Consider the following 13111-nt stretch of genomic DNA (forward strand, 5'->3'; position numbering starts at 1 on the left):
AATAATACTGTTTTTGCTGAAGATGTAGAGTTTATATTTAAGTGGCGACTAAGTAGTAATTGATGTCTGAGGTTAAGATAACATACCCAGATGCCAGGGAATTCTCGCAAATAATAGATGCAGTATCGGCACTAATTGAGGAGGCAAGCTTTACATTAGCGAGCGACGGGCTTAAGTTAAGGGCTTTAGACCCATCGAGGACTGCAATGATTGATTTATTAATACCCAGGGAGGCCTTTGAGGAGTTTCCTGAAAGCCTTAATGAAGAGGTTAAAATTGGCATTAATTTCGATGATTTCAAAAAGCTACTTAGGAGAATTAGGAAAGGCGATAAATTGAGTATTGAGACAAGCGAGGGCAAGCTCAAGGTTAGGCTTGTTGGTAAGGCATCTAGGACAATGACGCTCCCACTTATTGATATTGGTGCCGAGGAGTTACCAACACCAAAGGTAGTATACACAGTACTGGCTAAGGTGTCTAGTGATGCATTGAATGAGGCACTTAAGGATGCTGATGTAATTGCTGATGCCGTTAAGTTTGATGCTAAGGATGATGGTCTTTATGTATCGGCAAGTAGTGATAAGGGTGATGTTGAGGTTAAGTTTGAGAGGGAGGGCGAGGTAATGTTTGAGTATGACCTCAAGGAGCCAGCAACAGCCAAGTATAGCCTTGACTACTTGATTGATACAATATCAAAGGCCTATAGGATAAGTGATATAGTCACGGTAGAATTCGCAACGCAAAAACCCATTGCGCTAACATTCGAGATTCCCATGGGTGGTAAGTTAACGTACTACATAGCACCAATGATTGAGTAATACCAAGTATTATAATTAATTAAGTGGTAAAAATAATTTTTAATGCAGATTAGTACTCGGCATGTGATATGCCCAGTTTTATTGATTTAGTAAAGGTATTATTTAGGAATTATTATCGAGGTATTGACCTATCGGAAACCAGTGACCTAGAGAAGAGGGAGTTCGGTTTTCAATTCTTCGATAAGGAGGGAATGATTAGGCATGCTAGTTTTAGAAATAGCGACGAGCTAAGGCATTACTTAATAAGTAATGTGCCATCCCACGTCTACTACTCATCAGCGCTCTACAATGACCCAGCAAACCCCGATATGGACGCTAAGGGTTGGCTAGGTGCTGACTTGATTTTTGACATTGATGGTGATCACTTACCAACACCCAACTGTCAAGGTGCTGAATTAATGACGCTTGAGTGCTTAAATGATGCCACGGATGAAGTTAGTAAGCTCATTGATTCCCTCATTGAGGACTTCGGCTTCTCTGACTCATCAATTAAGATATTCTTTAGTGGTCATAGGGGTTATCATGTACATATTGAATTACCTGAGATTAGGGGATTAATGGATGATGAGAGGAGGGAGATCATAGATTACCTGCTTCTCCGTGGTTTTGACATAGAACGCCTAATCAGGGGTAATGCTGTTCTCATAGATGCTAGGTTAAGGGGTATTGGTGGTAGGTTGGCGTCCCTAATCCATGAATTGGATCCTGAATTACTTAATAACCTTAGTAGTAAGAAGAGATTGAGTAAGTCCTTAATTCGGAAACTAAATACACTTAATTCCGTAATTAGTGAGAGGCTTTCCATACACATAGATGAGGTGGTGACCATGGACATACATAGATTAATTAGGATGCCTAATTCATTGCATGGTAAGACAGGGCTTAGAGTCGTTAAGGTAGGTCCAAGTGATCTAGAGAGGGGTGCTGATTTTATTATTGATAAGGCAATACAATTTAGAAGGGGTACATTAACGCTTAGGCTTATTAAGAAGGTACCAGTTAGGAGGGTTTTGGGTGAGGATGTCGTGGGTGATGAGGGCAGTATTATTAAAGTGCCCACATATGTCGGTATATATCTAGTAATTAGTGGTTGGGGTGAGTTAGTTGATTAGTGATGTGCTTAGAAGGTTGATAGACTTCACGAAACTAGAGATAGGTACTGAGGAGATTCAGAGACCACCGTTTGAGTCATACGCCCAGTTAGTGCAGGAATTGAATAATAGGTTGTTAATGAGTGGTAATGTACTTGATAAGGAATTGATTGAATCCACAAGAACAATGGTTAGAGAAACCATTGCAGCACTTATTAGAAAGAGAATTGAGAAAATAATGAGGTACTATGAGACTAATAAGGAGATACCGCAAGACGCATTGTTTATGGAGGAGAGAAGGTTTCTCATGCCATTACTCGAGCTAAGAATTACTGAGGCACCAAAGAGCGAGGCCCAGGGATTAGCAATAATATCCTTTAAGAAGGGATTTCCCGTGCTCTATAGTGTTCGTTTAGTGACTATTGGACCATTTTCGCAATTTGACATCGCAGCAATACCGAGAAGTGATGCTGAGGAGTTACTACGTAGGAGTGTAATTGATATTGTGCGTTAAAAACAACGGAGGTAAAAAAATAAAAGGGGGTTTTCCCCGAGCTTCTCGTGAAGTTTCCTAAGGTTGTGAGAGCCTACTGCCCAAGGTGTAATGCGTATACGGACCACACAGTTACGATATATAGCCATGGGAAGAGGAGGAACTTAGCCGAGGGGCAGAGAAGATACTTAAGGAAGCTTAAGGGTTATGGTTCAAGCAGGAAGCCTAAGCAGAAGAGATTTGCTAAGACTACAAAGAAGATCGTCGTTAAGCTTCAATGCAGGCAGTGCGGTTATGTATTATTAAGACCAATTGGTAGGTTAAAGAAGCTTGAGATAGTTGAAACAAAGTGAGGTGGTGATTATGCCCAGTAATTGGCGTTCAGTCCTTGTTCCAAGGCCGAGATCAAGGTTCCTAAGGGTTAGGTGTAATAATTGTGGTAATGAGCAGGTGGTCTTCGATAGACCAGCCATGGCCGTTAGGTGCCTGGTCTGTGGCAATGTCCTGATAGAACCAACCGGTAGTAAGGGTAAGATTGTTGGCGCAACAGTAGTTGCGACGTACGAGTAAAATAACGAAAAAGGTATAAATGCACCCCATCCTATCATAGTCGATGAGTAAGAGGGAGGAGAAGTTAGACGATATTAAGAAGAGTGTTTTCTCGGTCAGGATTGCTAGGAAGGAATTACCCGAAATAGGTGAATTGGTTATTGGCACGGTATATAGAATACTGGAGCATGGCGCTTATGTCCTTCTTGATGAGTATGGAGGTTTAGAGGCCTATGCGCCAATAAATGAGATAGTTCAATCATGGTTTCACGATATTAAGGACTACCTAAGGCCGGGTCAGAAGACTGTTTTTAGAGTTATCAGGGTTGATGCACGTAGGAGGCTCATAGATATCTCGCTTAGGAGAGTCAAGGAAGAGGAGAAGAAGGAGAAACTAGCTAGATGGAAGAGGACAATTAGGGGTGTTAAGCTTCTTGAGCTTGTTGCCAAGAGATTAAACATTACGCTTGATAGAGCTTTACAGGATTTTGGTTGGAAGCTCGAGGACTACTATGGAGACTTTCTATCGATTTTTGAGAATGTGGTAAAGTATGGACCTGTGGACCTCAGGAAATTAGGACTTAGCGATAATGTTATTAACGCCATTATGGAGGTTGCTAAGGAGAGGATCGAGGTAGAACCTGTGGAGATTTCAGGTATTATTAGGATGATAAACATTAAACCTGATGGTGTTAAGCACATCAGGGATGTACTGCTTAAGGCCATGGAGTTGGCTAGGAAGGAGGGCGCTGAGAGTGTTAAGATATATACAATTGGTCCTCCCAGGTATAGGATAGACATTATGGGCAGGGATCCGAAGAAATTGGAACAAGTTCTGAAGGATGTAGTTAATCTAGTCACCACAGAGATCAAGAGGAGGGGTGGGGAGGCAAGTTTCACCAGGATAGGCGAGTAATTATGGATTCAATACTAAGGAGGTGCAGGAACTGCGGTAGGTATACAATGAGGAAGGACAAGTGTCCATACTGTGGTGGTGATCTTGAAATTCCGCATCCACCTAAATTCTCGCCTGAGGATAAGTACGGTAGGTACAGATTATTAATGAAGATAATGAGTGGTAAAATAAAGCTTGATAAAAGCGTTATATCGGCGGTTTTGGGATTAACCTCAACCGATTCTAAGGCCCAGTGAAATTATTGATTAATAAGTGTTTGATTACGTGCTAATGCATTGAGGAGACTGTAATTAACCTTGTATATTATTACCCAACCATATGGTCTAGAGACATATACTAATTGGGCCCAGGGTGGTGGATACCATAGGAGAGACCAGGGTGTTGTGGGACCATTATAACCAGGTATGCCTATGTAGGTTAATTTAGCTGATGTGAGGCTTGCCCCTGGCATTATTGTTGGTACACCCTCAAATATCCAATAAGCCGGAATATTATTCACAGTGCATGTTGACCACACAGCATATGACGCGCTAACAACCTCTGAGTTAAACATTAGGCTGTAGAGTGTGACGTTATAAGCCGCATAGAAGGTGTTGTTGGCATATGGTACGTAAATGGTTGAGGAGCCCACCGGGGCAGGATAAATAAATGTATTTAGTATGTAATTATTGGTATAGCCGGCTATCCTTGCCATCCAATAGCTCTTTGCAAAATCACCACCCGCTGGATACTCAGGTATGAGAATGCATATTGATCCTAAGCCATAATTTGTCATATTTACAGGTCCATATATATAATATGGCTCAAAAATCAGTATATACTGTGGATCATGAAGCTCATTCAGTTTTTCCAAAACACCCGTGTAATTATAGGGGTTCGACATGAAGAAATTACCTATCAACGCTATCTGTGTACCATTTACTGTTGAATTATCAGCTAGGCTAGTCCTATTACCTATAACAGCGATCCAATAGCCGTAATCCCACCATGAGAGCACAGTAGCATTTGGCGGTGTATTGTAAGACAACCACTGAAGCGCATCAAGCCAGTCAGGCGTTGGTATTGGTGGCGTTACAGTACTAACTATTTGCTGCGGCATTATGGACATTGACAGTGCAGGTTGAATATTAACAATGAGAGCGATTGCCAATATAATACCGAGAAGGGCTGCTAAGGAAAGTCCAATAACTATGCGCCTATTTAGTGCTAACTCAGTGAGTTTTACAAAGCCATATGCTGCAGCCGGCACCCAAAATAGGCCGAGCAGCATGAATAGCCAGACCTCTGACGATGCGAAGTAGGCTGCGACCAGTGATCCAAGACTAATTAGTATTACTGGAAGTGATAGTGACATTATGGAGAGGATCATTGTGTATATCATAAACGGTATTGTTATTGATATATTGTACATGCTCTGTTGGAGAGTTGATGGGGAGTGCTCAGCAACGCTCTGTACAATTGCGCTCCTGGCAAATGGCGCTAATGCACCAAGGAACTTACCACCTATCGATGTGAAGCTTAGTCCTATTACGGCGACCACGAGCACTACAATAGCCATGAGGAAGTACCTAATTATAGGGACCATAATCCTTGGGTACCTTGGGTATAGCTTAATTAGGGCATAAGCGATTATTGAGAATAATAAAGCGGCATTGGCGACGCCACCCATTCCAGATATCAATGTGTGGAAGCCATATCTAGGGGTTATTGCTACAAAGGCCGAGAACCCAAGGTCAGTGAGTACGTAGGTTATCACAAGCTTATCAATGGTGAATGGTAGGTTTTGTCTCCTAGCTATCCTAATGAGCAGGTAAAGTAGTATTACTATTGTGAATAAGCCGTAGAAATTCCATAGGAATACGTAGGAACCCCACACCCAAGTCGTTATTCCATTAAATATTGCCGAAAGCACCGCAAAAAGTATCCAGTAATTATCCTTCCTAATCAGGGACTCGATATAGAAGGCAATGCCTAGTGTCGCTATAAATTGAAATAATGGTTCAGCCGCGAACCAACCAGCCGTACCCCTCTGAAGAAGCATTGTTGAAAATACAGACCATAGAGCCGCTAATAGTCCCACATACTTACCGCCAAGTCTGTAGCCAAGGTAAAACATTGCTGGGACCACTGCGGCGTTTGCAATTGCTGGAAGCAAAACTACCGATTGTACTAGATCAAAACCCAAGTGCGACAGTACCTTGTATGCAAGTACCCCAAACCATGAAACACCTGGCGATAGTACTACTGTCCAGTTAACACCCCATGGATACCAGAAATGTGTGAATAGTGCACCATAACCCTTATGAAGCCACCAAAAAAGTCCCTTGATGGTTCCATACTTAAGCATTTGTTCGGTCATGAAGAGCCTTATGTATGGGTCAAACTCATTTATGTACCAACCATAAAGCAACACAGGGTAAAGTCTCAGGTAATATGCAAGTAGTGTGAATGAGACCACGGCTGAAAGCATCGCAACCCACTGCGTAACCCTCACATCAAGTGGCACAGTAGGTACTACCTGCGTAATAGACTCCATTTTAGCCTTACTCACGGCCTTTGCCTTACTCATTACGACTTGATTAAATAATCAATTTAAAAGCATTTTTCACAGACCGAGCACGAAAAATAAATTAGCAAGGCATAATAAAATACCACCGTGGGTTGTCTCGAAGTAAGTAGTTACACCTCGAGGGCTGTAATATGCAATAGGGGTGCGTACTTACTCGAGTGGTCGGTCTCAGGCAAGGATATAATACTACCTGGTGATCCTGATAGACCAACGTGGAGCGGCATGGCAATAATGATACCCTTCGCGAACAGGATCAAGAATGGAGAATACGAATTTGAAGGCATAAAGTACTCGCTACCTAGGAATAAGGAGGGCCATGCAATTCATGGCCTCATCTTAAACGAGGAATGGAGCATAACATACATCGGTGAGAACAGTGTCTCGCTCGAACATGTTCTTAAACACCCTGATTATCCAACGGAATTAACATCAATAATCAAATACACACTAGTTGAAGGAGAACTCGATGTTGAGTTTATCATTAAAAATACAGGACTCAGGAGCGCACCATTAGTTGTTGGTGCTCATCCATACTTTATAGTCAGTAATGACTGGATGATAAATACTCAGGGAGAGATATTAATGTGTGAGACAGTTAATAAGATACCAACCGGCAAATTAATACCTGTTGATCTAAATAACACAGAAAGAAGGGAATTTGATGATTGCTTCTTGGTTAATGGCGACATAACCCTAGAGTCCCACTACTCAACAATTAAGATCATAAGGCATGGTATGCCCTACATACAAATATTCACGGGAGTGCCTAATGCCATAGCCATAGAGCCGATGAGCGGAGCACCAGACGCGTACCATAATGGCATGGGACTAACTATAATAAAGCCAGGGGAGGAAAAGAACTTTAGGTTCACGATAAAGGTACTAAGGGCTTAGACGAGAAAAGCTAAAAAACCAAGTAAACTAATCATAAATTGGCCCCGTAGCTCAGCATGGATAGAGCGGCGGCCTTCTAAGCCGTAGGTCGTGGGTTCAAATCCCACCGGGGCCGCCAAATTTTAGTCAATACTTAACTGTTAAGTATTGCACAATATTATAACTCATTGATTTTAATGTTGTGAATTCTCTACAATATAATTAACATGATTAATTGCGAGTTACTGAGGCTTAGCGCCACGAACTAGATAAGAAGAGGATACCTATTTAATGATGGGTTATGTATGATCGAGGGTTGGCGTTCTATAGGGAATGCCTAAGTAATGAGCACGATACTTCTATCCTTTATCACACGATGGTCTTAACACACATGTTATTCAAAACCCTGGAAAAGTATTGGTATGCTTTGCCATAATGCAGTATAGAGCGAGAAAACCGTTATTAGCATATAAAATATTTAAGGATTAAGATATTGAGTTGAGTAGTGAAATGTAGTTATGGAGGGTAGGGTTGATATTTACCTAAGTGATGCTGAGGAGTTCCTTAATGAGGCTATTGAGGAGTTTAATAATGGTGTTAAGAGTGGTGATCAGTTAAAGATTAGGGATGCTGCCGAGAAGGCCTGGAATGCCGTGGTTCAGGCTACTAATGCGTTAATATTTGCATTCATGAAGAAGGTTCCGGCTAGTCATTGGGAGAGGAGGAGGTTGCTTAGGGAGCTTGAGTTAGCGAATCAGGTGATCGCTCAACTTGGGTTTAGGGATAGATATTCAGCCAGGGAGAGGAATTTCCATGAGTTGGTCTTCTACGAGGGTATAGTGGATATTAATGACATTAAGGTGGAACTAGACAAGGTTAGGAGATACATAAATGATGTGAAGAACGTTATTCAAGTAATCTCACATTAAATTACTTTAATTCAGGGAAATCGACTTTTAAGCCGTGAATCGTAGGTTCAAGCCACGCCGAGCCTGTAGAATTTATCAATCCTTAGCTAGTGTAAGTTGCGTAAGTCAATCTTTAAGGTTACTCTAGAATAGTTTTCGCTGGTGATTGAGGTTTCTGGTCACCGAACTATGATGAGACTCCATCCATCATGATTAAAGTAACGTTTACCGTAACCAGCGAAGGCCAATCGTAGATCCTATAAGAGAAGCTGCCATCGCCTAATACGTTTTTCAGTAATGAATTTAAATTATTTATGGCCTTTCAGCATCTTCTTCAATCTGCCCACTAACTCTAAGACGGCTTGCTCACGCGCTTCGAACCTCTCTACTCATGAAGTTGTGGTAGGAGTTTGCATGTGGTCTTTCAGCCATGCTGAAATTCATTAGGATTGACTTATCGCTGGTCTCCTTATAGAGTCTCTCAATTACCATGTCATAGTCCCTATGGCTGTAGTGCTCCCAGCTGCGAGCCTCGGCAATGGCGTTAAGCAACGCCGTAACTGCACCTCAGTACTTCTCGCCGGCCTGGGCTAGGTCATCCTTTGCGTAGGCAGCTCTAAGGTAATCCTCATGAAGCTTAAGGTATAATTCTATCCTTCGTGAAGGGTCGAGCCTCTCGGCAATTAAGTCAGCTATGAACCTCTCAACATCTCTATCACCAGCCAATTTCTTCAGTAGTTCTATGATCGTTGGTGATAGTGTCAATGCCATATTTATAGAGGTAATGGTTTAATTGTTTGATAAACTTTTACATGCTAAATTCGAATGATACTAACAGAAGTGCAGAATGGCACTATGTATGCAGGAGCATCTATATGCCGAATATGGAAATGGCGCTTTTAATATTGCGTTTTCTGAATTGTGAATGGTTACGATAATCGTAAAATACTATAATAGTATCCATGCAGGCATTGTTAAAGGCATTCTTAAGAGTTGTTGCGTATTCGTTTCAGTAGGTATGTGATTGTTATTAAAAGAATGATTTATAATTTTTAATTTGAAATACTGCATAACGCTACGCCGCAGGTATAGATATTATGCCTAACATGGCCAATATTAGTAAAATTAGTATTATGAATGGTATAACTGATTGTAAGAATAGTTTTCTCCTGAATAGCCATACCGTGGCGGGTATTAGTCCTGCGATTACGGCGAAGCCTATCACCGCAACGGCTATCTTCTCTGCAACGGCTATTTTGGGCATACCGACGTAGCAAGTCTTCATAGCAGCCACCTTAGCTCCTGAAACCAGTTTATTGAGTTGACAAGTCACCGCATTGGTATTTACTAGGGCGAGGGCTATGAAGGCTCCAGTAAGGGCTATTATTCCAATAATCGCTAACCAATAGGCGACTAGCCCATAAGCCTTTGCCTCCGGTGGTGCCTCAGCAGACCTACGTATTTTATACATGAGCATCATGGCGACCACCCCATGAGAATAGGTATTGCCTGTTGAAATAGCCTTACACTTGTTATTAGCATGACTGCAATTATTACCCATCTAATGATCGGTATTTTAGCCTTGGGCATAACTCTAACCCCTAATTCCGTACCAAGGACCATACCGATGACACAGGGAGCTAAGAATGGAAAAACCAAGGCACCACTATTTATATAAACCCACAAAGCACCCGTATCGCCAATAGCTATCAATACCTTGCTCGTTGCAGCGGCGACCTTTAATGGTAAGTACATTACTAGATTATATACCGGCACAATAGCCCAACCAGCTCCAACACCAAACATACCAGATACTAAGCCTACACCAATAAAGCATAGTAAGCCCCATACCGTATTAACGGCCTTATACGTTACGACTGTCCTTAATGATTCCTCGTAATATCGAGCATTTTCTAATTGGAATATCCTCGCTATTCTATCAACCTTATTGACTGAGTTAGGAATATCCACCTGCCTTCCCCTCCATAGGAATAAACCGACAATAAACAACATCAGAGCAGCTAAGCCAAGCCTAATTGAGGCGACACCCACATTACCGAAGGATCTAGTGATCTCAAGCCCCAGTACCGCACCAAGTATCGAGGATACGGTATATGGTACTGCCGTAAGGATTATAGCGTTAAAATTGGCAAGCCCTTTACTTAGATATTGCCTTGACGCAATTAAGGAACCTACAGTGGCTATCGCGAGACCCGTTGTCCTTATAACGTCCGTATTAATGGCTGTGAAGGCCATCATTATCGGTGTGAATAAGACAGCACCACCAACACCAGCCAATGCTGCCAGGAAGCCTATAATAATGCATATAACGAGCATGGTAATACAGAACACAACAAAATCCCACTGTGCATTGGATGCGCCTATGTAGAGTGTGGTCCCAACGAGAAGTGGGTAGGTATTTAGCATCATTCTATCACCGATCAATTGTTACACGTATTATTTATAAACTTTGTTCTACATTATGTTCGTAAATTAAGATATTTTTATTATTATATTATCAATATTATAGAATAAAATTCTAGAGAATACAATAAAAGCAATCTTATACACATGTAAAACTTTAATTATTTAGTCGTGTTAGTGACTATGAATACTGTGTTATATGTTTTAATAATTGTATTCACGCCATTAATGTACTCACCAGTCCAATAACCCGCGTAGGTCCATTGCAAATTGCTTGGTGCGATCCATGATCCACTCTTCAATAGCCATAATGATAACGTTGCATTCAAGTAATTAAATCGAACACCCTGATAATTACTTGCGCCGACCACCGTTACATCAATTAGGCCAAATCTTTTCATGTAAACTTTCATTCTAGTTATTTCAGTATCATTATAGTATAAAATCAATGTTTCGTTACTTGGTAGATAGACCATGATTAATGTACCGCATATTGGATAGTGTAATTCATGCCTCATACCTATTTCACGACATGTTATTGTCCCATTAAATTTCAGCAAGCACCATAAGGGCTCTACCACATTCTCACCATTATAAGAGGTAATGAGTAGTACGTCTTGCACCCAATACCAGCTTCCATTAATTGCCTTAAGCCAGGTGTTTAATTGTACACTATAGCCAGGTATTAAAGTTAAGTTTTTATAGTTATTTACCGTGGGTGGCAATGAAACTCCTAATGCTGGATCTGCGTTATAAACGCAAAAGTACGCCTTAACACCGGTATAGTTCATGCCACGTGGTATAATTACGCCAACACCAGGGTTGGTAGGGTTTGTTTTGTTTATCGTGACCCAAGTCACTGATCCGTTGATGTACTCTACAATGCATAAACCGCTTTGGCAATAATACTGCACTATATTTAAGCTGCTGATATACCTATTAAAATTAATGTTATGTCTCAAGTAGGTCACGAGTATACTAGGGCCTATAAATAATACTATGAATATCAAGGTTAGTCCTAGGATTAATAGCAATGAGGATTGCATTACTAATTATAGTATCCTTAAAGTACTATATAAACTTATATTTGGTTTCAGATTCACATATTAATCGATATTAATCCAAGGGCCGATAGTATTAATACTATCATTATTAATGATGCGATTAATGCAAAGTTGATCTTCCTTCTTGTATATAGCATAATTACGGTTACGATAATCCCCATTATGGCGGCTATGCCGAATAGTATAAAACCAATGTCCTGAAGCATCATGGCATATGAATTAGTATGCATGTACGTTATTATATTTATTATCCTAATTCCACTACTCTGTATACATGACTGTATGACATTTGGTGCCTCACCATCCAATAGCCTGTTTATAATACAAACAGTATTGCCATAATGCTTAGTCACTGTTAATAGGAGACCCATGAAGGCCGTTATGATACCAGCTATTGCTATCCAGAAGGCAATTTTGCTGTAGGTCCTTGATATCACTGATAATACTTTGTCCGATGCCATATTACACCACCCCCATTATTACAGGTAGTGCTTGTTGGATTAATCTGGCACTCGCTAAAAGCATCGCGAGGATTACAAACCACCTAATCACGTAAGCCCTCAACTTAGGCATTAATCTTGAGCCTACCTGCGCTCCTATCATACAACCAAGGAGGCAGGGTACTGCGAATATGGGTATCATAGCACCACTGTTTATGTAGACCCACATGGCGGCCGTATCGCCAATGCCTATCACCACGAGACTGGTTGCTGTAGCTACCTTAAGTGGCACGTACATAATTAAATTATACACCGGCACAATAGCCCAACCAGCACCTAAACCAAACATGCCAGAGACGAGGCCTATCCCCACAAAGCATAGTAAGCCCCACACCGTATTAACGATCCTATACTCTACTATGCGACCCAACGAAATTTCATAATAACTAGAATTAAGCTCAAACGCGTTAGCCAACTTATCATACTTACCCTCTGGTGGTATGGGATATTCTGTTCTTCTTCCCTTAGTTATCATGAGTATTACAATAAATAATACCAACACCCCCAGAGCGAATCTAATCAAGGCCTTACCGAAACTCCCCATAACCGCAGTTATATGAAGCCCGATGAAGGAGCCAATAATTGCGAAAATAGTATATGGAAGAGACGAGAAGAGGGCCAGGTTAAAGTTTGCAATACCTCTACCTAGATAAGGTCTTGCGGACATAAGTGAGCTCATTGTAGCTATCGCAAGGCCTGTCGCACGCACTATGTCTGGATTTATAGTCGTGAAGGCCATCATTATCGGTGTGAATAAGACACCACCACCAACACCAGCCAATGCCGCAACAAACCCTATCAATATACATATTAAAAAGATTATTATTAAAAATATAACTGGAGAATTAAGCAATGTAAATATATTATCTAATAATCCACTGATTATATTGATGTGTACAGGCATGG

15 protein-coding genes, 1 tRNA gene and 1 pseudogene are annotated in these 13111 nt (G+C 41.1%); 10 read left to right on the top strand and 7 right to left on the bottom strand.

What is annotated here, in order from left to right; genetic code table 11:
* The first annotated feature begins 62 nt into the window (after positions 1-62).
* The 7 genes from pcn (at position 63) to VMUT_RS02465 (ending at position 4103) form a co-directional block, all read left to right on the top strand.
* Positions 63-818, top strand: a complete 756-nt coding sequence (gene pcn / locus VMUT_RS02435; RefSeq protein ID WP_013603840.1) for a proliferating cell nuclear antigen (pcna) — start codon at positions 63-65, stop codon at positions 816-818.
* Positions 819-886: 68 nt separating this feature from the next.
* Positions 887-1930, top strand: a complete 1044-nt coding sequence (gene priS / locus VMUT_RS02440) for a DNA primase catalytic subunit PriS (protein ID WP_013603841.1) — start codon at positions 887-889, stop codon at positions 1928-1930.
* Complete coding sequence (locus VMUT_RS02445; RefSeq protein WP_013603842.1) at positions 1923-2423, top strand: hypothetical protein; 501 nt, start codon at positions 1923-1925, stop codon at positions 2421-2423. The genes priS and VMUT_RS02445 overlap by 8 nt, the downstream gene beginning before the upstream one ends.
* Before the next feature lie 47 nt (positions 2424-2470).
* Positions 2471-2755 (top strand): 50S ribosomal protein L44e, encoded by a 285-nt coding sequence (locus tag VMUT_RS02450; protein ID WP_013603843.1) that lies wholly within the window; start codon positions 2471-2473, stop codon positions 2753-2755.
* 10 nt (positions 2756-2765) lie between these two features.
* The gene (locus VMUT_RS02455; protein ID WP_048057133.1) at positions 2766-2972 is read left to right on the top strand and encodes a 30S ribosomal protein S27e; all 207 of its coding nucleotides are present in this window, start codon (positions 2766-2768) and stop codon (positions 2970-2972) included.
* A gap of 43 nt (positions 2973-3015) precedes the next feature.
* Positions 3016-3867 (top strand): translation initiation factor IF-2 subunit alpha, encoded by an 852-nt coding sequence (locus VMUT_RS02460; RefSeq protein ID WP_013603845.1) that lies wholly within the window; start codon positions 3016-3018, stop codon positions 3865-3867.
* A gap of 2 nt (positions 3868-3869) precedes the next feature.
* On the top strand, positions 3870-4103 hold the full coding sequence (locus tag VMUT_RS02465; RefSeq protein WP_013603846.1) for an RNA-protein complex protein Nop10: 234 nt from the start codon (positions 3870-3872) through the stop codon (positions 4101-4103).
* A gap of 2 nt (positions 4104-4105) precedes the next feature.
* Here the strand turns inward: VMUT_RS02465 and VMUT_RS02470 are convergent, their stop codons facing one another.
* A complete protein-coding gene (locus VMUT_RS02470; protein WP_013603847.1) occupies positions 4106-6436 on the bottom strand; it encodes an STT3 domain-containing protein in 2331 nt (776 codons plus the stop codon).
* 87 nt (positions 6437-6523) lie between these two features.
* Here VMUT_RS02470 and VMUT_RS02475 point away from each other — a divergent pair, with 87 nt between their 5' ends.
* The 3 genes from VMUT_RS02475 to VMUT_RS02485 all read left to right on the top strand — a co-directional run bounded on the left by VMUT_RS02475 (position 6524) and on the right by VMUT_RS02485 (position 8238).
* Positions 6524-7330, top strand: coding sequence for an aldose 1-epimerase (locus VMUT_RS02475; RefSeq protein ID WP_013603848.1), 807 nt, complete (start codon positions 6524-6526; stop codon positions 7328-7330).
* A gap of 40 nt (positions 7331-7370) precedes the next feature.
* Positions 7371-7448 (top strand) — tRNA-Arg (locus VMUT_RS02480).
* Positions 7449-7827: 379 nt separating this feature from the next.
* Positions 7828-8238, top strand: a complete 411-nt coding sequence (locus VMUT_RS02485) for a PaREP1 family protein (protein ID WP_013603849.1) — start codon at positions 7828-7830, stop codon at positions 8236-8238.
* Between the two features lie 287 nt (positions 8239-8525).
* On the opposite strand, the pseudogene VMUT_RS02490 reads toward VMUT_RS02485, so the two are convergent.
* The 6 genes and pseudogenes from VMUT_RS02490 to VMUT_RS02515 all read right to left on the bottom strand — a co-directional run bounded on the left by VMUT_RS02490 (position 8526) and on the right by VMUT_RS02515 (position 13109).
* Positions 8526-8988, bottom strand: a pseudogene (locus VMUT_RS02490) (PaREP1 family protein).
* 304 nt (positions 8989-9292) lie between these two features.
* Entirely contained in the window at positions 9293-9697 is a 405-nt protein-coding gene (locus tag VMUT_RS02495) for a hypothetical protein (RefSeq protein ID WP_013603850.1), read from the bottom strand.
* Positions 9694-10647: a sulfite exporter TauE/SafE family protein gene (locus VMUT_RS02500; RefSeq protein ID WP_237699691.1), complete on the bottom strand. Its 954-nt coding sequence runs from the start codon at positions 10645-10647 to the stop codon at positions 9694-9696. The genes VMUT_RS02495 and VMUT_RS02500 overlap by 4 nt, the downstream gene beginning before the upstream one ends.
* Positions 10648-10802: 155 nt before the next feature.
* Positions 10803-11555 carry a hypothetical protein gene (locus tag VMUT_RS02505; RefSeq protein ID WP_237699692.1) on the bottom strand — a complete coding sequence of 251 codons (753 nt, stop codon included), beginning with the start codon at positions 11553-11555 and terminating at the stop codon, positions 10803-10805.
* Between the two features lie 185 nt (positions 11556-11740).
* Positions 11741-12166 (bottom strand): hypothetical protein, encoded by a 426-nt coding sequence (locus tag VMUT_RS02510; protein WP_237699693.1) that lies wholly within the window; start codon positions 12164-12166, stop codon positions 11741-11743.
* Position 12167: 1 nt separating this feature from the next.
* Complete coding sequence (locus tag VMUT_RS02515) at positions 12168-13109, bottom strand: sulfite exporter TauE/SafE family protein (RefSeq protein ID WP_013603854.1); 942 nt, start codon at positions 13107-13109, stop codon at positions 12168-12170.
* Between the last annotated feature and the right edge of the window lie 2 nt (positions 13110-13111).

It is taken from the genome of Vulcanisaeta moutnovskia 768-28 (genome assembly GCF_000190315.1).
GTDB classification, from domain to species: Archaea; Thermoproteota; Thermoprotei; order Thermoproteales; family Thermocladiaceae; genus Vulcanisaeta; species Vulcanisaeta moutnovskia.